At 53.0% G+C, this 22975-nt stretch carries 19 protein-coding genes; 7 read left to right on the plus strand and 12 right to left on the minus strand.

Annotated features, from left to right (window positions below):
- Positions 1–29: 29 nt before the first annotated feature.
- Positions 30–1412, minus strand: coding sequence for an HlyD family type I secretion periplasmic adaptor subunit (locus THS27_RS12955; protein ID WP_085591490.1), 1383 nt, complete (start codon positions 1410–1412; stop codon positions 30–32).
- Positions 1409–3223, minus strand: a complete 1815-nt coding sequence (locus THS27_RS12960; protein WP_085591492.1) for a type I secretion system permease/ATPase — start codon at positions 3221–3223, stop codon at positions 1409–1411. Before THS27_RS12960 ends, THS27_RS12955 begins: the two co-directional genes overlap by 4 nt.
- 323 nt (positions 3224–3546) lie before the next feature.
- On the opposite strand from THS27_RS12960, the gene THS27_RS12965 reads away from it, so the two are divergent.
- Positions 3547–4047 (plus strand): MarR family winged helix-turn-helix transcriptional regulator, encoded by a 501-nt coding sequence (locus tag THS27_RS12965; RefSeq protein WP_085591494.1) that lies wholly within the window; start codon positions 3547–3549, stop codon positions 4045–4047.
- Entirely contained in the window at positions 4044–5249 is a 1206-nt protein-coding gene (locus THS27_RS12970; RefSeq protein WP_085591496.1) for a glycosyltransferase, read from the plus strand. Before THS27_RS12965 ends, THS27_RS12970 begins: the two co-directional genes overlap by 4 nt.
- Before the next feature lie 82 nt (positions 5250–5331).
- Here THS27_RS12970 and THS27_RS12975 read toward each other — a convergent pair whose 3' ends face one another.
- Together THS27_RS12975 and THS27_RS12980 are read right to left on the minus strand one after the other, a co-directional pair.
- Positions 5332–5799: a Mov34/MPN/PAD-1 family protein gene (locus tag THS27_RS12975; RefSeq protein ID WP_085591497.1), complete on the minus strand. Its 468-nt coding sequence runs from the start codon at positions 5797–5799 to the stop codon at positions 5332–5334.
- A 64-nt stretch (positions 5800–5863) separates the two neighbouring features.
- Positions 5864–6271 (minus strand): hypothetical protein, encoded by a 408-nt coding sequence (locus THS27_RS12980; RefSeq protein ID WP_139835574.1) that lies wholly within the window; start codon positions 6269–6271, stop codon positions 5864–5866.
- Between the two features lie 253 nt (positions 6272–6524).
- Between THS27_RS12980 and THS27_RS12985 the strand changes: the two genes are divergently transcribed.
- Complete coding sequence (locus THS27_RS12985; protein ID WP_085591501.1) at positions 6525–7523, plus strand: RluA family pseudouridine synthase; 999 nt, start codon at positions 6525–6527, stop codon at positions 7521–7523.
- A 110-nt stretch (positions 7524–7633) separates the two neighbouring features.
- The gene (gene rpoH, locus THS27_RS12990; protein WP_085591503.1) at positions 7634–8488 is read left to right on the plus strand and encodes an RNA polymerase sigma factor RpoH; all 855 of its coding nucleotides are present in this window, start codon (positions 7634–7636) and stop codon (positions 8486–8488) included.
- Positions 8489–8831: 343 nt separating this feature from the next.
- Here rpoH and THS27_RS12995 read toward each other — a convergent pair whose 3' ends face one another.
- From THS27_RS12995 to THS27_RS13020, 6 genes are all read right to left on the minus strand, one after another.
- Complete coding sequence (locus THS27_RS12995) at positions 8832–9332, minus strand: hypothetical protein (protein ID WP_246832956.1); 501 nt, start codon at positions 9330–9332, stop codon at positions 8832–8834.
- 11 nt (positions 9333–9343) lie between these two features.
- On the minus strand, positions 9344–11470 hold the full coding sequence (locus THS27_RS13000; protein WP_085591505.1) for a hypothetical protein: 2127 nt from the start codon (positions 11468–11470) through the stop codon (positions 9344–9346).
- Positions 11471–11638: 168 nt separating this feature from the next.
- Complete coding sequence (locus THS27_RS13005; protein ID WP_085591508.1) at positions 11639–12934, minus strand: adenylosuccinate synthase; 1296 nt, start codon at positions 12932–12934, stop codon at positions 11639–11641.
- Between the two features lie 50 nt (positions 12935–12984).
- Positions 12985–14151: an ATP phosphoribosyltransferase regulatory subunit gene (locus tag THS27_RS13010; RefSeq protein WP_085591510.1), complete on the minus strand. Its 1167-nt coding sequence runs from the start codon at positions 14149–14151 to the stop codon at positions 12985–12987.
- A gap of 156 nt (positions 14152–14307) precedes the next feature.
- Complete coding sequence (locus tag THS27_RS13015) at positions 14308–15489, minus strand: phosphoserine transaminase (protein ID WP_210402899.1); 1182 nt, start codon at positions 15487–15489, stop codon at positions 14308–14310.
- Between the two features lie 306 nt (positions 15490–15795).
- Positions 15796–16737: an aromatic alcohol reductase gene (locus tag THS27_RS13020; RefSeq protein ID WP_085591512.1), complete on the minus strand. Its 942-nt coding sequence runs from the start codon at positions 16735–16737 to the stop codon at positions 15796–15798.
- 318 nt (positions 16738–17055) lie between these two features.
- Here THS27_RS13020 and THS27_RS13025 point away from each other — a divergent pair, with 318 nt between their 5' ends.
- On the plus strand, positions 17056–17952 hold the full coding sequence (locus tag THS27_RS13025; protein ID WP_085591515.1) for a LysR family transcriptional regulator: 897 nt from the start codon (positions 17056–17058) through the stop codon (positions 17950–17952).
- Positions 17953–18065: 113 nt separating this feature from the next.
- Here the strand turns inward: THS27_RS13025 and THS27_RS13030 are convergent, their stop codons facing one another.
- Together THS27_RS13030 and THS27_RS13035 are read right to left on the minus strand one after the other, a co-directional pair.
- Positions 18066–19937, minus strand: coding sequence for an SLC13 family permease (locus tag THS27_RS13030; protein WP_085591517.1), 1872 nt, complete (start codon positions 19935–19937; stop codon positions 18066–18068).
- Between the two features lie 250 nt (positions 19938–20187).
- Positions 20188–21213 carry a LysR substrate-binding domain-containing protein gene (locus THS27_RS13035; protein ID WP_085591519.1) on the minus strand — a complete coding sequence of 342 codons (1026 nt, stop codon included), beginning with the start codon at positions 21211–21213 and terminating at the stop codon, positions 20188–20190.
- 131 nt (positions 21214–21344) lie between these two features.
- Here THS27_RS13035 and THS27_RS13040 point away from each other — a divergent pair, with 131 nt between their 5' ends.
- A complete protein-coding gene (locus tag THS27_RS13040) occupies positions 21345–22094 on the plus strand; it encodes an SDR family NAD(P)-dependent oxidoreductase (RefSeq protein ID WP_085591521.1) in 750 nt (249 codons plus the stop codon).
- A gap of 124 nt (positions 22095–22218) precedes the next feature.
- Positions 22219–22881, plus strand: coding sequence for an SDR family NAD(P)-dependent oxidoreductase (locus THS27_RS13045; RefSeq protein ID WP_085591524.1), 663 nt, complete (start codon positions 22219–22221; stop codon positions 22879–22881).
- Positions 22882–22975 lie beyond the last annotated feature (94 nt).

Consider the following 22975-nt stretch of genomic DNA (forward strand, 5'->3'; position numbering starts at 1 on the left):
TACAATACCTGCCAACTCTCATGGGCTGGTCAATCTTCGCGGAAGGCCCGGCCCATACCCTCAACAATCGGATCGAGCAAATAATCGATCGCTGTTCTGGGCTTGTTCAGAACCAGAATATCGGCTGGCATCCCTGCCCTTAGCTTTATGTCGGGGTGTTTTGCCAGTTCGGCGGGGTCAATTTTTGCCCGAACAACATAATAGGAACTATCACGCTTTTCATCGACCGTCTGGTCAGCATCAATATAGCTGATTTTGGCATTGATTGGCGACAAACGGCGCTGGTTATAGGCCGTCAGGCGTACCCGGGCATCGGCCCCCATATTAACCGCGTCAATGTCGCGCCGGTTGATCATCGCTTCAATTTCAAGCGGTTCGTTATCGGGGATCACGTCCATAATCGGCTGGGCCGGGCTGATCACCCCGCCAGGGGTCCTGATCTGGATATTACTAACAATACCATCTTGCGGGGAACGGATTTCCAGCCGCTTTAAAACGTCGTCCTTGGCCGTAATGCGTTGATTAACGTCATTCAGTGCCAATTGCGTTTCCTGTATCGATTTGGCAATGTCGCTTTGCCATTCCATTTCAATCGATGCCAGTTCAATTTCAGCACCTGCTTTTTCCTGTTCGGCTGCGGCGCGCTGGGCTTTAAATTCACCAGCATCGCCAACAAGGTCGCTCCAGTTATTTTCAATTTCCACCAGCTGTGTGCGGGTGGCATACCCTTTTGATGCCAGTTCGCGCACACCATCGAGTTGCTGCTTCACCAGTTTTTGCTGATGGCCCCGTGCATTGATTTGCGAATCAAGGGCATCGGCCTGGGCGGAAAATTGCTTTATCTGTTTTTCCTGTGCATCGCGCTTGGCGGTATAAACCTCGTGGCGTTTATCAAACAGGCGCTTTTCATCGTGCAAAATATCGGCAACGTATTTTTCCTTCGATGACGTAAGGCTTTGGGGAAAAGTGATTGTGCTTTTCCCGTCCTGTTCTGCGCGCAACCGGGCCAACTTTGCCTGCAGGCCATAACGCTCACCACGCAATTGCTCCAGTTCTGACTGGCTACGCGTGCCATCTAGCAAGGCCAGAACCTGCCCTTGCTGTACGCGATCACCTTCGTTAACCAGCAATTTTTTCAAAATGCCGCCTTCAAGATGGTTCACGGTTTTTTTGCGCGAATCGACAATAACCGAACCGGAGGCAACCGCCGCACTATCAAGCTGGGCATTAAACCCCCATAAGAAAAAACCACCAAAGCCAACCAGTATTACCAGGGCCCCTGCGATCATCGGCTTGCGCAGACTTTGCTTTGACGCATCGCGTTCTTCAGCCAGCACCTGATGCCAGACCGGTTGGGGGGCATCGGGGTTAATCACGTTCCCCCGATCATCAAGATTGATTAAACGGTTCATGCCGCACCTCCGTTTTCCAGCTTGCCGCGGGTCTCGACATAACGTCGTCCATTATCTGGCAGGGGTTTCACATCATGACCCTGTTCGGTAATCGCCTGCACAACGTCGGTGCGTTCACCAAACTGTTTGATCCGCCCATCCTGAAGCACAAGCAATTTATGGGCATAACGCATGATCGACTGGCGATGCGCGATCAGAACCACCATCGCCCCGTTTTCTGCCGCCGTGCGGATGGCCCGGATCAACGATGCCTCGCCTTCGGCATCCAAATTGGCATTGGGTTCGTCAAGAACCAGCAGCCGGGGCCAGCCATATAACGCACGGGCCAGTGCAATGCGCTGTTTTTGCCCGCCCGACAGGGTATAGCGCCCTGAGCCGATCGGGGTATCGTAACCCAGCGGCAACCGACCAATCATTTCATGCACACCGGCCGCACGGGCCGCATCAATCACTTTGCGCGGGTCAGCCTCGCGCATTCGGCCAATATTTTCGCGAATGGTTCCGTTTAACAACGACACCGATTGCGGTAAATAGCCGACCATGTCGCCAAACGACCCGCGTTCCCAAAGATAGGTGCTGTGCCCATCTAAATAAACGCCGCCCGCAGTTGGCTTGGCCGCACCAATTATGACCCGCGACAAGGTTGATTTACCCGCCGCCGACGGCCCGATAACACCCAGAATTTCACCAGGATTCAAATCAAACGAAATGCCCTTAAGGACGGGCATGCTTTGCCCGCCAACGGCATAAACAAGGTTATCAACAACCAGCGGCCCCTCGCTCCGCGGGGTTGGCTCGATTTCGCGTTCGGACTGACGTTGTTCAAGGATGCTGCGAATACGCTGCCAGGCTGACATCGCATTGACCCAGCCGCGCCAGTCACGGGTTACGTTATCGAATGGCAGCAACAACCGGCCCATAATCACGGTACCGCCGATCATGGCACCCGGTGATGTTTCACCCTTGATCACAAGCGCAGCACCCATTGCCAGCACGCTAACCTGAAGGCCATACCGCAAGGAACGTGTCAGGGAGTACATGCCCTTGCTACGTGCATTGGCGATGTCGAGCAGCTCGGTTGTATGATGCTGTGCCGAACGCCAGCGCATTGCCAATGCCGGCATCATACCCATACCTTCGATGGCTTCAGCATGGGGAATGGACGAACCAATATCGGAAATGTTGCGTAAGTTGGCATCGCTGGCTTCCTTTGTCACCCGGCGGGATAACACATCGCCCAGCAAACTAAGACCAATCAGCATGATCACGCCGATCACCCCTGCCAAACCGTAAAAGGGATGCAGGGCAAACATGACGCCGAGAAAAATAGGTGCCCACAGGGCTTCAAGCGGCGCACCGATTGTATTGCCATTAATAAAGGTCCGCAGATCGGACAGGTCCCGTAAAACCTGGGTTCCAGGCGTTGAGCCCTTTTCCATCGAGACACTCATGGCGGCGGCAATCGCAGGCAAATTCATACGCCGCAATAATGACTTTGCCATTTCCTGAAAAGTCATGGCGCGAATGAAATCAAGAATGCCATACAAAATGATGGCACCCACCGCGATCACCAGCAACAGATTCAGCGTTTCCATGCTTTGGCTGTTAATCACGCGGTCATGGACCTGCAACATGAAAAGCGGCACGGTCAGTTGTAGTACATTAATGAAACCACTAACGATCCCGGCCCATGTCAGGCCGCGCACGAACGTAAAACGGGCTTCGCGGATCAATGTGGGCGCATCGAGGGCGGGGCGTGTTTCGCGCCGCGCTGTCATGGCGCGTGGCGCGCCTTTTGACCGAAATTGCATCCAATCTCATCCAATTTGCAAAAAGTCATAGTTTTTCCGCAATCTGCTCACATAGTTGCGAAATCATGATGCAATAAAATAAATCGAAATATGTCGATCTAATGTTCATGATTGGACAATGTAAAAACACAAATCAAAGAAGTATACCAAGGCCATACTCTTGGAAATTACTTCAAAATTTTGAGCAAACTACAGGAAGGATTGGGCGTGTCAAAAAATGTTACAGAACAACGTCCTGTTATCTTCCGAAAACGATTGGCCGATACCGGTAACAACCGGATAGCGACCTCTTTATATTGGGACCAGATAACGGATCGAATGCCATGACCGTCACTCATCTTGAACTCGCAAATACTGTTGAACGAATCTATCGGCGTTTTGCCGATTTACTGCGCGTCGATCTGATCAGGTTGGGGAATGATGACATCAGCCCGGCTCAGGTCGCATTGCTGTTTAATATCGGCGATGATGAACTTTCTGTTCGCGATCTGCTGGATCGGGGGCACTATATGGGCTCGAATGCCTCATATAATCTCAAGCAACTCGTGGAATCCGGCTATATCGAACGTCAGGTAATGGCGCGTGATCGCCGGTCCGCACGGATCAAACTGACCGAAAAAGGTCATGACCTGTGCGATTCCCTGCAAGAATTTCACGAGGAATACCACGAAGCCCTTTCTGCCGGACGTGATGGAGAGGCGGAACTTGAAAACGCCCTGCATACATTACGCCGACTGGAGGAGTTCTGGACGCAAACCTTGCGTTACGGCGGCATCCCCGCATCAACAGCAATGATGACAAACGAGGCCCGTAACCGCCGATGAAAATCGTCTTTGTCCATCGTCGCGGACCGGGACAATTTGTACATCTCGCCTGCCACCTGGCAAATGCCGGGTGGCAGGTGTCCTTTCTTTGCGAAGGGATGAACGTAAAACTGCCCGGCATACGCGTATTACGGCATCGTTCCGCGAATGCCCTTCCCGATCACACCAAACCCGCCAGTCACATTGATTTACACAGCCAGACCGGACATCACGCCGCCGACACACTGGCAACCCTGGTGGCACAGGAAGGCAAACCCGATATCGTGTTTGGTCACATTGGCTGGGGCAGCATGATGTTTGCCCGCGATGTTTTACCTGACACCCCGTTATTGGGATATTGCGAACATTTTTATCATGCCAAGGGACGCGACGTGGGGTTTGACCCCCGCGAACAGGTATCGCTTAACCAGCGCAAACAACTGCGCCTGCGCAACAGCAGCCAGCTTGTCACCCTGGAACAAATAGATGCCGGTATCAGCCCGACACAATGGCAACGTGCGGCTTATCCGCGCTTGTTGCGCAGTAAAATCGGTGTCTGTCATGACGGCATTAATATGCAACGCTGTAAACCTGACGCCAGCGTCAAATTCACCCTGCCCGATGGTCGGGTCATTGACCGCAATACACCTGTAATCACCTATGTTTCCCGCGACCTTGAACCCTATCGCGGCTTTCCCCAATTTATGCACGCGGCAGCCAAAGTGGCCCAAACCCACCCCGACGCCATGTTTCTGGTTGCTGGTGGGGATGGGGTCAGTTACGGCGTCCCTGCCCCCGATGGCCGCCCCTGGCGCGAAGTCATGATGGACGAAACCGGCATGGACCCGGCACGGATCGTGTTTTTAGGGCAAATCCCGCACGAACAGCTTATCGCCCTGTTTCAGGTTAGCCGGGCGCATGTGTATCTGACATTCCCGTTTGTATTGTCATGGTCGGTCCTTGAAGCCATGGGCTGTGCAACACTGGTGATCGGATCAAATACCGGCCCGGTCGAAGAAGTAATACAGCACGGAAAAAACGGCCTTCTGACCGATTTCTGGGACCCCGACCTGCTGGCAAGCCAGATTGGCGATGTGCTGGACCATCCGGCCCGCTACGAACCGTTGCGCCAGCTTGGCCGTCAACTGGTTCATCAAAAATACGACCTGGACCACTGCCTCGCCCGCCAGACCGGCGCGCTTGAACGATTGGCAGCCGGATAAAGCCATACGCGGAAAACCATCCGAATATCCGAATGAAGGGGGAAAGTATGAAAATGTGGGTGGATCCGATACAGATACCCCCTTACAGAACCTGCCAGTGGCAATGCCGAAAGAACCTGGGGGCCGCATCGTCTGATAAAATCGGCATGCGCTGATAAACCGCCCATTTGCGGGTGTTAACAGCGTTGCTGCCAACAATCAGCCAGTAAAATCCCGGTTGTTCAGCGCGCGCCAAATCTGTGCGCGAAGGTTCTGTCAGGCCATTCGGATGGGAATGGTAACAGCCAATAATATCCTCGCCCTGCGCGCGGACTGTGCGATGCGTACGCAACAACACGGCAGGGTCAATTTCAAAGGTTATCGTCGGATCAGGCGACACATTACGTGCCGGGACATGCCGCAAAACCGGGCGCACACAATTTTCAGGTGCGCCATCATCAACGTCCTTTGCAATAAGCAACCCGCAGCATTCCATCGGCCAGCTTTGCGCCGCATGGTTCAATATGTCGTCAAGCACCTGCTGTGCGATAACGATTTTATCTTCTGGCATTTAATGTTGCCCTGCCCGGCCATGCTTCTGGTGTATCCGGTACCCGGGAATATTCCTGTTAGTGTTAGTTTGGCTTGATCAGCAATATCTGTCCCAGCACCGTTTTGTCCGTCATGGACACAACAATGATGCGTGCGCCTTTGGGACCGGTCATATGCAAAAATGCCCGGTCACCTTCAATGCGAAACGACAACAATGTTTCATCTGCCGCCAGATCAACATTAATTGTGCCAAACGGCTCGATCGTGGGTGCCGCATCACCGGCTGTAAAATGATCTGCCGTTGTTGCGGGTGCCGGGGCCGGGTTATTCCCGGCAACTGGGGCTGAGGGCCGGGCAGATGTTGTTTGAGCAGGCACGTTTGCTGCCAGTCGCGCGGCTTTGTCACGCTGCAAGCCGTAAACAACCAAAACGATACCCACAAGGATCAACAACGCCATTACAGCGACAAGTATTTTAATAACGCGCATCATATTTCCGAAAAATGACTGATTTTCCTGCCCTGCGTGATCACAGGACACAACGACCATTATGATCGCAAGCACCTCATAAGGTGAAGCCCCGAATAAACACATATCCCCCTTGAATGCACGGGAATTGCAAATGGCGGTGTTTGCGCTATGTTGCGCCAACCCGCGTCGCACAAAACCACGACATTATCAAAATGGTCTTGTTGCATCGCTTTGTTTTCTTCCTGTGCTTCTATAGTGATGAAATACCAGTTCCATGTCTCTGCCATCTGCCCCTCAAGATAACCTTGTTTACACTGCACAGGCAAACGATGCCGGTGCGCGTCTTGACCGGGTACTGGCCGCGGCCTGGCCCCAGGAATCGCGCTCGCGCCTGAAGGCACTGATTACGGATGGCCATTTGCTGGTTGATGGCGTTGTGCAAGACAGCGTGTCGGCAAAGGTCCGCGCCGGGCAAAACATGGTCTTGCAAATCCCGCCGGCTGAACCGGCGACACCGGAAGCCGAAGTCATTGCGCTTGATGTATTATATGAAGATGACGACCTGCTGGTAATCAACAAACCGGCGGGCATGGTGGTACACCCTGCCGCAGGGAACGAAAGTGGCACGTTGGTCAATGCGCTTCTGGCCCATTGCGGCGACAGCCTTTCGGGTATTGGCGGCGTGAAACGACCCGGCATTGTGCACCGGCTGGACAAGGACACCAGCGGGGCAATGGTGGTTGCCAAAAATGACATGGCGCACCGTGCCCTTTCGAAATTATTTGCTGAAGACAAGGAAAATATCGAACGCACCTATATCGCTATTGTCTGGGGATGCCCAAAAGCGCTTGAAGGTAAAATCACAGGCAATATCGGGCGCAGCCCGCGTAACCGCAAAAAGATGGCTGTGCTTGTATCTGGCGGGAAACCGGCACTCACATATTATAATGTAGTGGATAAAAGGCCCGACTCCTTGGCTTCCGTCGTTAAATGCAAGCTCGCAACCGGCAGAACCCACCAAATTCGCGTTCATATGGCTCATATCGGGCATTCACTTGTATGTGATCCGGTTTACAGTCGCTCTCGTTCGGTCAGGCATCTTAGCCAAATGTCACAAGCAACCCTTACGGCATTCGGAAAACAGGCGCTACACGCGCAAACTCTTGGCTTTTCGCACCCCCGGACGGGTAACTTTATTACGTTCTCAGCCCCGATGCCGGATGATCTGAAAGCCGTATACGCCGCCCTGGACCTATCCTTAAGTTGTACATGATCTATACTTAATTATTATTTTTATATTGACGCCTCCTAATACCTATGTATACCCTATCTTCAGTGCTAGGGGATTTATGCACTTTTTCACAAGCGCATTGGGAGGCACCAATGAAACAGGGTAATGCAGTACCGACGATCTCTCCAGACGGCTTGACCGGCTATTTGCAACGTATTCGTCGCTATCCGATGTTAGCACCGGACATCGAAACAGCCCTAGCCGAACGTTACCGTGATCATCAGGATGAAAAAGCCGCAGAAAAGCTGATTACCAGCCACCTGCGCCTTGTTGCGAAAATCGCCATGTCCTATCGCGGCTACGGCTTGCCAATCAACGAACTGATTTCCGAAGGTAATATCGGCCTTTTACAATCGGTTAAACGCTTTGACCCTGATAAAGGCTTCCGTATTGCCACATACGCCATGTGGTGGATCCGCGCTGCCATTCAGGAATATATTCTGCATTCGTGGTCGCTGGTAAAAATTGGCACCACAGCATCGCAAAAGAAACTGTTTTTCAACCTGCGCAAGTTGAAAAGCCAGATGCAGGCCATTGACGAAGGCGACATGACGCCCGAACAGGTTGAAACCATCGCTGAAAAGCTGAACGTTTCCGAAGACGACGTGATCATGATGAACCGCCGTTTGGCCGGCCCCGATCACTCGCTTAACGCCCCGGTTCGGGTTGAAGGCGAAGGCGAATGGGTTGATTGGCTGGAATGCGAAGACGACAATCAGGAAGTTCGCCTGGGCCGCCGCGAAGAATTTGTTGAGCGCATGAATTTGTTGAAAACGGCAATGTCGGGCCTAAATGATCGTGAACGCGATATTTTGACCCAACGCCGCCTGTGTGAAACGCCTGTCACCCTTGAAAACCTGAGCATGACTTACGGCATTTCGCGCGAACGTATTCGTCAAATTGAAGTCCGTGCATTTGAAAAAATCTGCCAGACGATGCACAACTAAAAAAGAAACCCCGTTGGTCCAACCCGATCAACGGGGCGCCAATCTGGCTGATAGTGATACGTAAGCCACTGATATTTATAGCACGACACACCTAACGGCCCAGTTTGCGCCAGAAGCACCGTTAGCAAATTGTCATTGACCTTTCGATAACACCATCACACCCCGCGCAGGCAAGTTTTCCCGTTTCTTGTCAGCGCCGAAAGAGCGGCCATTGCGGCCGTTCTTTTTGTATGCATCATTGCGATACCAACACGCATAAATATGCGGCGCTACCCTAAGACACAGGCACAACGCCAGCGCAAAATGCCAAATTACATCAGAAACATGGTTTTAACCGCAAATTTCAGCGGCTGCCTTTTTCAATTTCGGAAATCAGGTTCTCGCCCCAAACCTTGATCAGGTCGCGCTGCTGTTCACGCAGTTCAACAGTTCGGCGCTGGGCAGTTAAATTCAAAACATTGGCAACAATCGGCGGCATTGCCAAATACATCAACCACCCCAGGCCGGCGGCACCATACATAATTGTCATTGTCATCGGATCAAGCAACTGATGGGTCGCCATTGCCATGCTTTGCCCCCCGTCCCGCCAAAGCTCCATTACATAAGGTGCCACGCCGGAAAAATTTAACCCGAAGACGCACCGCACCAGATACCGCCCCCGGTGACGATCAAAGAAAAATGCCAGCACCGATGGCAGCAACCCGACCACCAGCGTGATAAAAGTTGGCAAGGCGACCATAAACAGCAAAACAGCCATGACCAAAATCGCGAAAAACGATAATCCGCCCGACTTTTTACCCTGCTTGGACGATTTTCCCGCTGATTTGTCTTTTTTCTTTGCCATGCCTGATACCCTTACCAGACCGTCATCATGAACAAGGCCGAAACAGTCAAAAGCGCAATCATGGTCGAGGCAAAGGAGGCCACCTGACGGCCAATCTGTTCGGCCAAAATCAACCGCGCCGCCCCGGACGATTCCAGATCAAAAACTTCGCTATCGGCAGCGGAATATTCTTCGACGGCAGCGATAAATTCGTCCTGGTCCAAACGCCGTTCCTTCTCGTCGTTAATCAGATTGTACAATTCAACCAGATTACCGCGTTTCGCCAGTCTCGGAATTTCGCGTTCAACCTTTTCGCGCCGTTCCTTGTTATGGAAAACCTTGGTCGCCGGCTCCATCAGGCGCGCCACCCACAATCCCAGATGCGGCAAACTATCGGGGCCGTGACGCCATTGCACAAGGGCCAGCAAACTAATGATCGACCGGCTGAATTCAACTTCATCACCGGGGTTTTGCAAAGCCGTTAACTGGGGTTCGGTGTCATCTTGCAACCGGACTGCGATAAACGCGGCAATATGCCGGTCCACCGGCCAGTTACTATGTGGTGTTACCGATGCAATTTTTTCCAGTGCGGGCAACAGCTGGGCGATATGAATAACATATTCGTTTTCCACCAGCGGGCTTAGGCAATGCTGGTTCTTAACCAGCGCATACAGGCAACGTTCATATCCGTATCCCATGCTTTGTTGCTGCATATAATATCGCAGGCCTTTATAAACCTGCTGCTGGGACTGAATTTCAGGCCGAAAACCGCTAATGCGCGAAAACCAAAATGTTGGCAAATCCCGAACCACGATTTCGGAAAACGCCTGCGCCCCGCGTCCATGCTGGACATCATAGGACAGCATGTATCCCAGACCATCGAGCATTGCCGAAAACGTTTTGTGACGTACGGGACCGTTCGGGTCCAAAATCGCGATCCCGCGCGATACCAAAACATCTTCCGCAGTGCGTTTATCACTGCCCGACCACGCCATTTGGCGCATCGCCTCGGACATCGCCTTGGATCGCTCAGCGTCATTCAGGCCGCGTCGCAGCCAAACCTCGACTACGCCGTCGCGCAATGGTGCAAGAGATGCGGCCCAGTTATTGGCGATCCCGTTGGCTAGGCCACGTGCGGTATAATAATCGCGCCCGCCCACATTTTGCGCACGGGCTGCACGCCGGTCGCTATTACCCTGCACCGGTTTCACGCGGCGACCATCCAGCCAGTTATTTAGTTCCGACAGCCCCCAGCGTTCTTCAAAATCATCGCATAACAACCCACGGATCGGTTCAATCAGGGTTAAGGGCAGCTTTTCATGCGCAGCAAGGGTTTGAAATGACCCGCGCGCCAGCTTCATCTCGACAATTTCCTTGTCGGAAAACTTTGACAGGGGCGTATGACCAATACCAAGGGCCGCAATTGTAATACCCAACGCATATAAATCATCGGACAAGGCACCGCCGCCCCGACCTGCTGCTTCGGCTGTCATACGGTCAATCGGTTCATAAACCAATGGCTGCGCAAACCCTGGGGGGCACGATACACAGTCACCAACCACCACACTGGAGCGTTGCTCGTCGGCAAAAAACAGATTATCCGCACGCAAATTACGATGAGCCAAATTTTTATCCGACAAAATCGTCAGAATATTAATAACCGGTACAATAACTGCGACAGGCAAATCATGTTCGTCGATAACGGCTTTTTTGCCTCCATCGACAAATACCTTGCTGCCACCGGGCTTAGTGTAAAAACAAACAATGGTGCTGCGGTCCAGCGGGGGCCAATAAACAATTTCATAATCCAGCAAATCAAGCTGGCCTGACACCCGAACACCGGACAAAACACGCAACAGTTCTGATCGCGTTGGCAAGGAAGGGTCCGTTAACAGCGCAAAAATCGGGCCATCATCGCGTTTAATGCCCTCGGCAACATAGGCCTGCGAAGGGCCACAATCAAATTCCGGCAATCGCAAATCGGGGAAAACGCGGAAATTTCCGATATCGATATGCTTATTGCCAGCACCCCGGGGGGGAGCCGTTTCTGGTGACGGTGCTATCTGGTCTTCCTGACCATCGCCCGACATATCGCCATCCAAGCCAACTTCCAGCCCGGATTGTGCATCGTCGGGCTGCATCTTTGCGTTATCAGCCATCGAACCCGTGGTTTAACTGTTCATGAACAATCCAAACGATACTGCCGATACCCATAAGGGGCAAGACGTTATCGACAGGTCTTAAGATCGTCATCTATCCTTTTGCATTTAAACACAAAAAACCGCCCGTATTACCGGGCGGTTTTTACAACTAGGCATTCAGATATTCTAGGCGCTGAAAGGGTCGTGAACAAGGATGGTGTCGTCACGTTCCGGGCTGGTTGAAAGAAGCGCCACCGGTGCCTCGATCAATTCCTCGATACGGCGCACATATTTGATCGCGGTTGCCGGCAAATCGGCCCAGCTACGCGCGCCCATTGTGGTTTCCGACCAGCCGGGAATGGTTTCATAAACCGGCTTTGCCTTGGCCTGCAAACGCTGGTTAGCAGGCAAATGATCGTAAATTTCACCGTCAATGTCATAGGCGGTGCAAATTTTGATCTCGTCAAACCCGTCCAGAACATCAAGTTTGGTCAGGGCGATACCGTGAATACCATTCACCTTAACGGACTGGCGCACCAAAGTGGCATCAAACCAGCCACAACGGCGTTTACGCCCGGTAACCACACCAAATTCATGGCCGCGTTCGCCCAAACGGTCGCCATCGGCATCAAACAGTTCAGACGGAAACGGTCCCTCGCCGACACGGGTGGTATAGGCCTTGGTAATCCCCAAAACATAACCAACACCCGACGGCCCAACGCCCGACCCGCCTGCAGCAGAACCGGAGATGGTATTGGACGATGTGACATACGGATATGTGCCGTGGTCGATGTCCAGCATCGTACCCTGTGCACCTTCAAACAAAATACGCTTGCCGGCTTCTTTAAACTGATTAAGCGATTTCCAGACGGTGTCGGCAAATGGCAGAATTTTCGGCGCAATTTCTTTGAGCTGCGCCAGTAATTCGGCTCCATCCACTTCGGGCTGGCCCAAACCACGCAACAAGGCATTATGGTGGGTCAGAAGGTTATCAACCTTGGCTGCCAGCAATTCTTCATCTGCCAGATCGCCAACACGAATGGCGCGACGACCAACGCGGTCTTCATATGCCGGGCCGATACCACGACCGGTGGTGCCAATTTTGTTGTTGCCAGTGGCAGCCGCTTCGCGGGCCTTGTCCAGATTGCCATGCAGCGGCAAAATCAGGCAGGCATTTTCGGCAACACGCAGGTTTTCAGGCGTGATGGTCACACCCTGTTCCTGAAGACGTGAAATTTCAGCCAGCAAGGCCCATGGGTCAACAACCACACCGTTGCCGATCACCGACAGTTTCTTGTCGCGCACGATACCTGATGGCAACAGGCTTAATTTATAAACCTTGCCATCAATTACCAGCGTATGACCGGCATTGTGACCACCCTGAAAACGAACGACAACATCGGCACGTTCTGACAGCCAGTCAACGATCTTGCCTTTACCTTCGTCCCCCCACTGGGAACCGATCACGGCAACATTGGTCATCGCAAAACTCCTTGAGCGATAAAAAACAGCTTCACTTCTCCAGCGAAAGCCTACGCGTCCAGCGGTTGAACCCGCCCATCAAGATAAATGAAATCACAGCCCATCCGTGCCGCTTCCTTGCGGGCAGCATCGGCGGTTTTGGCTTCGGCCGCCCCTTCAAGGGCAGCAATGGTAACATGGCCTTCATGGCGCAATTTACGTGCTTCGCGCTGGGCAACACCCAAGGGCAAATAAACCCGCGCAGGTGATACCGGTGCATCAAGCCCGCGTAACACCGTATCCATAAATAATGACATACCGGTTGCCGCCTCGCCACTGGCCCCCCCGGCACGATAACGCCCGCCACGGCCCAGTTCGCCCCGCACATGCTTACCAAAAATGGTAAAGCTGACACCGGTCTGATAGCGGAAACCCGCCATTTCAACCGGGTCAATCGTCAAGGCGGCATCCAGGTCGGATGCTAAAATACGTTCGGCAACCTCGACCAGACGATGCAAATCTTCCGATGCGCCCAACGGCAATTCAAGCCGTTTCAGGCGCGGCAATGCGGTACTGGCCGGGCCTGCGGCCTCCAGCAAAGTTACCAGAACATCGGTTACCGGGCCGTTGGCCGCCTTGATTGCGGCAACGTCGCGGCGCTCCAGCGCTTCGGTCAGTTTTTCGCGATCATCAGGGGAAACCGAAAAGGCTTCAAACAGGCGGGTTGGCAGGGTCGGCAAATTCAAATCAACCGACACATCAGGCATACCGATATTTTCAAGGGCCTCAAGGGCCAGCAACACAATTTCGGTATCTGCCGCAGCACTGGAAACGCCAATCAGTTCCGCGCCGACCTGGGCAAACTGGCGTTCGGGGCGCAACTGCGTCCCCTGAATGCGCAAAACATCCCCGGAATAAGCCAGACGTAACGGACGAGGATCATCTTTTAACCGGGTGGCAGCAATGCGGCCCACTTGCGGGGTCATATCAGACCGAACACCCATCATCCGGTGCGAAACCGGGTCCATCAGGCGGAAGGTCTGCTTTGCCAATTCGGGCGCCGCCCCTTCAAGCAGGCTTTCTTCAAATTCAACCAAGGGGGTTTTTACGCGATCATAGCCAGCAAGGGCGAAACTCGCCATCAGCTTTTCGCGGATTTGCGCCTCTTGGGCAGCAACCACCGGCAGGACATCCTGCAAACCGGCGGGAAGAAGGGCTTTCCTGGCGAGTTCGGTCATATTTTCAGACTTTCCGGACTGTGCGTGCAAATTCGGGCAAGGCATCTGGTTCGCATGCGCCTTGCTCTGTGCATCCGGTAGCGGTTACTACCGTGTTGTGACGCACAGGGCAACGGGAAAACCCGAAAAACGCAAATAATATCTTGGGCGCTATCGTCAGCCTTGCTTGATTTCAGCTTTGGCAACGCCATATGCCCAATCAAGCCACGGCAACAACGCCTTGATATCGCTGGATTCTACTGTCGCACCACCCCAAATTCGCAATCCGGGAGGTGCATCGCGGTAGCCATTAATATCATAGGCCACTTTTTCAGCATCCAGCAGTTGCGAAATCCGTTTTGGCAATAACGCCTGAATTTTTGCGTCCTGTTCCAATGCCCACGGATCGACAATTTTAATGCACATCGATGTATTCGACGCCGTTTCCGGCTTGTCGGCCAAATCGGCCGCCCAGTCGCTTTGTACCAGCCATTCATCAAGCAAACGGCGATTTTCGCGGGTCCGTTCCAGCAAACCTTCCAGACCGCCAACATCCTGCGCCCACTTCAAGGCATCAATGGCATCTTCAACCACCAGCATCGACGGGGTATTGATGGTTTCACCCCGGAAAATACCGTCAATCAGCTTGCCGCCCTTGATCATGCGGAAGATTTTCGGCATCGGCCAGGCCGGAACATGACTTTCAAGGCGTTCAACCGCCCGCGGGCTTAAAATAATCACCCCATGGCCACCCTCGCCACCCAGCACTTTTTGCCAGCTATAGGTCACAACGTCGAGCTTGTCCCACGGCAGTTCCATGGCAAAAATCGCCGATGTCGCGTCACAAAAGGTCAGGCCTTTGCGGTCGGCGGCAATCCAGTCACCATTGGGCACGCGCACACCGGCTGTCGTCCCGTTCCAGGTAAAAACCACGTCGCGGTCAAAATCAACCTGGCCCAGATCCGGCAGCTTGCCGTAATCGGCCTCAAGCACGCGGACATCCTCAAGTTTCAGCTGCTTTACAACATCCGTCACCCAGGTCGAACCAAAGCTTTCCCACGCCAGCATATCCACGCCGCGCGCGCCCAGCATCGACCATAATGCCATTTCCACCGCCCCGGTATCGGATGCGGGCACAACCCCCACCAAATAACCTTCGGGCAGGTTCAAAAGGTCGTGTGTGCGGTCAATCGCTTCTTCCAGGCGGGATTTGCCCAATGGAGACCGATGCGAACGCCCCAGAACCTCGGTTTCAAGCGCATCTGCGGACCAACCGGGGCGTTTTTTACACGGACCCGACGAAAAATTAGGGCTGGCAGGGCGATTGGCGGGCTTGGGAAAATTGGCAATATCGACCATGGGGCTGTTCCTGATCAGACGGAAAAAACACCGCAATACCGGTTATTCCGGCAATTTCACGGCACATTCACAAAAACGAAGCGCGATCCTATTGCCTTGATTGCAAAAGTCAAACGCGTTCAATGCAAGGGTTAATGCCGATTTGGGTATGCCCGCCCCCAAAACCGGTTTCAGCCCGAACACCGCAAAAGCCGGCCTGAAGGCACTTCTTCAAACCGGCTTTCGATTTTAAAACATTAACCAGGACATTTGTTCGTCAAGGAAATGCCCCAACAAGGCAAAATTCACCCTCACAAACAGCACATGCTATCTGTTGGCCAACCGTTGGCGAAGCCAGCCTTTTACGTCTACCGTTTCAATATTGTTAGCAGCATTAAAAGTTTCGGACTTCGGCCAATGCATACCGTCACTTTGGGCAAATGCGGCACGGTATTTTGCCATGGTGTCCTCTGGCTGCCCTTCAAGATGTTTCGCCAGAATTGAATGCGTCCATTCTTCCCTGGTAAAAGTCTCGCCTGTAACTTCTTCGACGATGTCAGCCAGTTGACCGTAGGAAAGCGTATCCCCCGCCACAAACACCACTTCGTCGACAAACCTTGGTTCGGCGAGAATTATTTCTGTGGTTAACAACCCAATATCTTCCGGCGTTGTCACCGTAACCCTCGAATCCCAGCTCCCCAGCCCATGAATGGTTTTCCGCTCAAGGTTTACAACATCGAAGGCTGGCTCGAACAAAAAGCTGGTGAACATGCCGGTTGAAACAATGACCCATTCGGTCTTGTTTTGCGCCCGCAAAAGCAACCGCACATCATATTGTTCATCAAAAACATCCTGATGGCTTCCATGGCCCACAATGTCGTAATCAACACCAAACTGCCATGGAAAATACCGCGAAACGCCCGCATCCAGGGCCGCATTGGTGATCTTTAGCTGGGTTCCCTTACCGGCAACGAACCCCGTACAACTTACAACCGTATGGAAAGGGCGAAAGAGGTCGGCCAGTTCGCCCGTTGATGTTTTCCCCAGATCAAAGCCCACGACCGTTGCCCCAAGTCCCTTCAGCTCGCGGACAAGCGCGATATCTGCCGCATTTTCCGACTGAAGACTTGAGGGTGCAATAACAACCGTAAGCGGATTAAGCGCCGGGTCCAGCCGGGGGGCAAGTTCGCGCAAAACAGCAAGGCCAAGTTGACCCGCCCCCAAAACCAACACAGGCAACACCGAATTGGAAGAGATAGCATCAGGCATGATTATTCCTTTGTTAGAAACATGGGAACGCCGGTATATGGCGTCCGTTGATGCGGAATAATCAGCCCAAACACCCCTCACAAACCATAATCGATTTCGAGTTTTTCTATTAGCAAAAATGGAATAATAAACCTAAAATCCAGCATCCAGTGCGAGATATCTGATCAAAATTGTACACATTTTAACCGTCGATACTTTTATTATTCCATAAACACCAATTGTTTGCGACGAGATGTGCGCTCCCGCTGTCGCGCAACATCGCAAGACAGCGTTAACCAACAACGAATGGGGATTTGTTCATATCCCCAGGAGGTCGTCATGGATCGATTAAAAGCGATGCAGGTGTTTATCAGGGTGGTCGACGCCGAAGGATTTGGCAAAGCCGCCGAAACACTCTCATTGCCCCCCTCTACGGTTACCCGAGCCATAAAGGAACTGGAAAGCAGCCTTGGCGTTCAGCTTCTCCTGCGCACAACCCGGCAAATCAGCCTTACGGCTGATGGCACAGCCTATTACGAGGCATGCCATCGCATTCTGGCCGAGATCGATGATGTCGAGGCATCCTTTCCCGGCCATGGTAAAACGATAAACGGTACATTACGGGTCGATGCCCCGGCCTCGATCACGCGTCATTTTATATTGCCCAAAATCAAAAACTTTATGGCCCGTTATCCCGATGTAAGGCTCAACCTGACGACCAGTGACCAAATTGCAGATTTGATAAAAACCGGGATCGATTGCGTTATTCGCACCGGCACCCCCGCAGATACAACCAGCCTCGTCATCCGCAAGATCGGAGACTTCAAGTGGACCATTTGCGGGTCCCCCGACTATTTTAAACAATATGGCTATCCACAATCGCCTGGCGACCTGCAACACCATCGCAAAATAGGGTATTTATCAAGCAGAACCGGACGCCCGACGGACTGGACGTTCGAGATCGAGGGACGACCTGTAACCATGCGTGCCTCTGACACACCACGGGTCAATGATACCGAATCCTATTTGACGTGTGGTATCGAGGGACTGGGCCTGATCCGTGCTGCCAGTTATGTTGTACAGTCAGCAATAAAAGACGGGAACCTGCAAGAAGTCCTACCGACTTTTCACGGGCCGCGCGAAACAATATCAATCATGTATCCGCGCAACAGGCATCTTTCGCCCACGGTGCGGGCATTTATTGACTGGTGCGTCGAAAGTTTCCCAAAATCATAGGCAACTGCATTCCTAAAGCGGATATGCAAAAATTAGCCCCGCCCTGAAAAAAAGCCCCGATGATCGGCTGTGATCATCGGGGCTTTGTATGCGCTAAAAGAAGGGCCCAAAGGCTACATTGAAAGCCCGTAATACCACGGCGCAAAGAGGCTAAACACAATCCACAACAAAAAGATCAGCGGCGTGCCGGACTTGAGAAAGTCGATAAAACGGTAATGCCCGGGGCCCATCACCAAAAGGTTGGTTTGATAGCCGACAGGCGATGCAAACGAACAGTTGGCCGCCATCACCACCGCAATCGCAAAAACATGCGGCGGCACATCAAGCTGTTGTGCCATACCAATGCCAATCGGGGTAAACAGCACCGCACAGGCATTGTTGGATAAAACGTTGGTAAACAAGGCAACCATCAGAAAAAACACCGACAGAATAACCGGTGCCGGGGCCCCATGCAGCGCAGAAAGCAAAACATCCGCAACAAAGGACGCACCACCGGTTATTTGCAGGGCGTTGCCCAGTGCCAGTGCCGCAGCCACCAGCAATACAATTTTGCGGTCTATCGCCCGCGATGCCTGGCGCATATTCAGCGCACCTGATGCAATCATCAACCCGGCACCAATGAAGCTTGATATCATGATCGGCACTAACCCGGTCGCCGCCAGTGCGATAACACCCAGGAAAATAAAGGCCGCCCGACGCGCATGAAACGGCCGCGGCAAGGCCCGGGTTGACCATTCCAGCAGCACCACATCACGGATGGTGCGCAATGCCTCGACATCCTCGGATCGGCCCTGCACCAGCAACACATCCCCGGCCTCAAGCCGGATTTCCGTCATCTGCGTGCGGATCATACGGGACCGTCGCTGAATGCCCAATACAAGGCATTTATACTGATAGCGAAAACCGATCTGTTCGAGGTTAAACCCGATAAGGCGCGACCCTGGCGGCAACATAACCTCGGCCAGAAGCTGTGTTGTTTTATTTTCGTCACTCGTGCTGCCATCATGCACAGCGGCGGCTTCGGCATGGATCAGGCCGGGATCTTTTTGCAGGGCTTCGGTCAATGCCTTGCGGGTTGCAGCCACCACCAGCACGTCGCCGGGCTGAATTTCCAGATGTTCATCAAACGGTGGCAAATCGGCATGTTCACGCCGGACAATCATTTGAATGGTAACATTGGGCAGGTTTTTAAAAAATCCGGCAACCGGCTTGGTCCCGATCATTTTTGATGCCGGACCAACGGTAATCTGGGCAATAAACTGTTTGCCACTTCCGTCCGGTTTTGTCAGGCGGCTGCTCATGGATGCAAGGGCAGGCAACAAACGGGGCGCCACCAGCAACACATAGAAAAAGCCTGAAAACGCCAGAACGCAACCAACCACTGTAAATTCAAAAAATTCCAGCGGTTCCATGCCCAGTTCAATCAATGAACTTGAAACCAGAAGGTTGGTCGAGGACCCGATAAGGGTGGTCATACCGCCGAGAATGGCAGCAAAAGACAGTGGAATCATCAATGAGCTTGGCGATCGCTGAATGCGTTCGGCCAATGCCTGAATGATCGGAATAAAAATAACCACCACCGGCGTATTGTTCAAAAACGCCGACAGCAACATCACCACAAACAGGCCAACAAAAATCGCCAGCGAGGCGTTTTTACCGCCATGTTCCGTGATCAAACCGGCAATGTAACTGACCCCGCCGGTCAGAACCATGCCCTGCCCCACAACCAGCAACGCCAGAACGGTTAACAGGGCCGGGTTGGCAAAGCCCGACATCAAAGTGTCCGGCCCCAGCAGGTTATTGCCCTCGCCATCGTTCAGCGGGACGATATTAAAAAACAGCAACAACACCGCAATGATCGCCATTGACGTCATTTCAAGCGAGATGCGTTCCCATCCGTAAAGCACGAGCGAACCAGCGACCAGCGCAAGCACAACCCACATCTGCAACGGTGTCGCACTGTTTGCGACGACATTGTCTAGCACGTTGAATTTCCCCTGTCGCAAATGCCTTATACATCCCGCAATGCGGGCCGATATCCTGCAAAACCAAAGATATCATGCATGTTATTTCTATTACTTAGCCGAAAGCCCCGCCATGCGGTCAATAAAAATCGCGTACGCACTATTGGGCAAGACGTTCAACATATCATTTTGCGCGTAAAAAAACGCCCTGACAATTGCATTTGCAACCCGGTCAGAGCGCCTTAAAAATAACCCGCTTCACCTAAAACGATCAGGCCGAAACCAGTTTTTTAACATCCGCAGGTGCCTGATTGTTCATCACACCATCCTCAATCGCACCTTCACGACAAATATAATGCGGGCACAGCCGTTCAAGGGCTTCGTCACATTCCCACAGGGTGCGTTCCCGTGCCCGGTCGGTCAAATGATCGATCAGGGCACGTACAGCCGGCGGCAAACCACGCCGCGCCTTAAACAGAATGTGCACAATGCCGCCCACAGCCCGCCATTCCGGCAATACCTGCACAAGCCGGCCCGCCTGAATGGCGTGGTGGGTGCTAAAACGCGGCAAAAGCGCAATGCCCTGCCCGCGCAATGCACATTGGCGAATCATGGAAATATCGCTGGTCGATAAACACGGCGCAATATCAAGCATCCGCGTGTCGTCATTTGGGCCAACAAGCTGCCAGCGAATGGTCTCGGCATCCTCGCCTTTGATGCTAAGGGTCGGAAAACGGTTAATGTCATCAACCGAAAAACCCGGCCCCAGTTTTTCCATCAAGGTCGGGCTGGCCACCATAATGGCGTCAGCAAGCCCCAGAGTTTTAACAATTAACGTCGCATCGCTATCAAGCGAATCGCGCACCCGAAACGCCACATCCACCCGATCTTCGATCAAATCCACCCGGCGGTTGGTTGCCATGATCCGCAATTGAACCTTGGGGAATTTTTCGCTGAAATCGGCCAAAACTTCGGCAAGGGCAGTTTCAAGCATTGCGGGCGGCACACTGATGCGCACAACGCCTTGCTCAACACCTTTTGCTTCCGCCACAATGGCTTCGGCTTCCTCGGCTTCGTTCAAAATATTGGCACAGCGATCATAGAAAGCCTGGCCCAGTTCAGTCACCCGAAAGCGGCGACTTGATCTTTCGATTAACTTGACACCAAGCCGGTCTTCAAGTTGAGCTACCCGCCGGCTAAGTTTCGATTTTGGCTGATTAAGTGACCGGCCTGCCGGTGCAAATCCACCATGCGACACAACCTGCGCAAAGTAAAAAAGATCGTTTAAATCCTGCATGACCGACCTCATTGTTCCATATAATGAACGCAGAGTGCCGCAAAAAGGGACTTTTGTCTATATCTTACAAATCCTAAATTCTGTTGCATCGTCGACAAATCGGTTCTTTCCCACATTCCACCGGAGCCTCCATGAGTAAACTTCTTAACGGCAAGGTCGCCCTGATAACGGGGGGCGCATTTGGCATAGGTGCCGCAACCGCCCGGATGCTTGCCGAACAGGGCGCAAACATTGCCATTGGTTACGTTTGCGACCGCAAAATCGCCCGGGAAATGGTCGAGGAACTTGAGGCACTGGGGGTAAAAGCAAAATCGTTTGAAGCCGACCCGGCGGATAATTTGCAGGTCAGCGCAATGGTGCAAACGGCGTTCGCCCATTTTGGCCGCCTGGATATTCTGGTCAACGCAGCGTCAATTGCTGTTTGCGGCCAGGTAGACAACCCCGACGCCGACATCAATGGCTTAAAACGTCAGCAACAGGTTAATTTTTGCGCCACCGCCTATACCATTCGCACCGCCGCCCCCCTGATGCCGGAGGGCGGACGCATCATCACACTGGGGTCATGCCTGTGTGCCCATGCCGGGTCCAGCGGCCTGGCCGATTTTACCGCGACACAGGCGGCAATGGTGGGCTACACGCGAGGGGCAGCACGTGACCTTGGCCCGCGCAACATCACGGTAAACGTTGTGCAATCGGGCTTTGTAAATGACGAATTGCTGGACCCGCTGGCAAAATACCCCACCCCGATCCGAACCGCGGTACCCCTGGGCCGCCCCGCCATGCCCGAAGAAGTCGCCGCCGCCATTGCCTTCCTCGCAAGCCCTGCCGCATCCTATATCACCGGCACCGTTCTAAATGTCGATGGCGGCTATGGCGCCTAGGCTAACACCTGGCACAGCGTTCCATAAAACGAACGCTAGGTCGCGACATTAGGGGCTATTGCCACGGCGATTTGGGTCGTAAGGTTTTTTCATACAGGAAAAACCTCTCTTTTGGAGAACGGCCATGAACAAACCATTGGCGGGCAAAATAGCCATCGTCACCGACGGACATTACGGCATTGGTGCCTTAAGCGCACAAACCCTGGCAGATCAGGGTGCCGACGTTATTATCAGCCACCCCGCACATGCATGGAATGCCGCCGGTATTGTTACCGGGCTTGAGGCACGCGGCGTTAACGCCCGCGCCTACGCCATTAATTGCGACAGGGTTTCGGGCATCAAAACCCTTGTTTCGCGCGTTATCGCCGATTTTGGCCAGGTTGATATTCTGGTCACCAACAATGTCTCTTTTGTTCTGCAAGATGACGAACGCATTTACAGTGCTGCCGCCATCGACGCCATCGCCCCGGTTATTCGCGAAGGCGGCCGGATCATTGCCATTGGCAAAACCGCAGCCGCACGTACAACCGAAAACATTAACGCCAGCAACAATAACAATGCCCGCCTTCATGACCTGATCACGCATAGTGCGAAATCACTACATGATCGCCACGTTACGGTTAACCGCCTGCAATCCAATATTCTGGGTCGCAAAAACCGGGCTTTGCCTGCCACGGACATATCGGTATTGGGCGACATTGCCAGCGGCCTGTCATTTCTCGCTGGCCCGGAATCAGATTTTGTCACCGGTACCACCTTTAACTTTAATGCCCTTCATGCTGCCTGAAAAACAACACCCCGCCAATGCTGCAAAACTGGCGGGGTGCTTCAGGCAGATAATTCAAACAGGCAATACCAGTGCCTAGGCTCAGGACTCATTA

The sequence above is a fragment of the Thalassospira sp. MCCC 1A01428 genome, from assembly GCF_002115825.1.
GTDB lineage: Bacteria > Pseudomonadota > Alphaproteobacteria > Rhodospirillales > Thalassospiraceae > Thalassospira.

Bases quoted from the DNA above. Each gene is read 5' to 3' on its own strand.
- THS27_RS12955 (WP_085591490.1), bottom strand. From the start codon at position 1,412: ATGAACCGTTTAATCAATCTTGATGATCGGGGGAACGTGATTAACCCC.
- THS27_RS12960 (WP_085591492.1), bottom strand. From the start codon at position 3,223: ATGCAATTTCGGTCAAAAGGCGCGCCACGCGCCATGACAGCGCGGCGC.
- THS27_RS12965 (WP_085591494.1), top strand. From the start codon at position 3,547: ATGACCGTCACTCATCTTGAACTCGCAAATACTGTTGAACGAATCTAT.
- THS27_RS12970 (WP_085591496.1), top strand. From the start codon at position 4,044: ATGAAAATCGTCTTTGTCCATCGTCGCGGACCGGGACAATTTGTACAT.
- THS27_RS12975 (WP_085591497.1), bottom strand. From the start codon at position 5,799: ATGCCAGAAGATAAAATCGTTATCGCACAGCAGGTGCTTGACGACATA.
- THS27_RS12980 (WP_139835574.1), bottom strand. From the start codon at position 6,271: ATGATGCGCGTTATTAAAATACTTGTCGCTGTAATGGCGTTGTTGATC.
- THS27_RS12985 (WP_085591501.1), top strand. From the start codon at position 6,525: ATGTCTCTGCCATCTGCCCCTCAAGATAACCTTGTTTACACTGCACAG.
- rpoH (WP_085591503.1), top strand. From the start codon at position 7,634: ATGAAACAGGGTAATGCAGTACCGACGATCTCTCCAGACGGCTTGACC.
- THS27_RS12995 (WP_246832956.1), bottom strand. From the start codon at position 9,332: ATGGCAAAGAAAAAAGACAAATCAGCGGGAAAATCGTCCAAGCAGGGT.
- THS27_RS13000 (WP_085591505.1), bottom strand. From the start codon at position 11,470: ATGGCTGATAACGCAAAGATGCAGCCCGACGATGCACAATCCGGGCTG.
- THS27_RS13005 (WP_085591508.1), bottom strand. From the start codon at position 12,934: ATGACCAATGTTGCCGTGATCGGTTCCCAGTGGGGGGACGAAGGTAAA.
- THS27_RS13010 (WP_085591510.1), bottom strand. From the start codon at position 14,151: ATGACCGAACTCGCCAGGAAAGCCCTTCTTCCCGCCGGTTTGCAGGAT.
- THS27_RS13015 (WP_210402899.1), bottom strand. From the start codon at position 15,489: ATGGTCGATATTGCCAATTTTCCCAAGCCCGCCAATCGCCCTGCCAGC.
- THS27_RS13020 (WP_085591512.1), bottom strand. From the start codon at position 16,737: ATGCCTGATGCTATCTCTTCCAATTCGGTGTTGCCTGTGTTGGTTTTG.
- THS27_RS13025 (WP_085591515.1), top strand. From the start codon at position 17,056: ATGGATCGATTAAAAGCGATGCAGGTGTTTATCAGGGTGGTCGACGCC.
- THS27_RS13035 (WP_085591519.1), bottom strand. From the start codon at position 21,213: ATGCAGGATTTAAACGATCTTTTTTACTTTGCGCAGGTTGTGTCGCAT.
- THS27_RS13040 (WP_085591521.1), top strand. From the start codon at position 21,345: ATGAGTAAACTTCTTAACGGCAAGGTCGCCCTGATAACGGGGGGCGCA.
- THS27_RS13045 (WP_085591524.1), top strand. From the start codon at position 22,219: ATGAACAAACCATTGGCGGGCAAAATAGCCATCGTCACCGACGGACAT.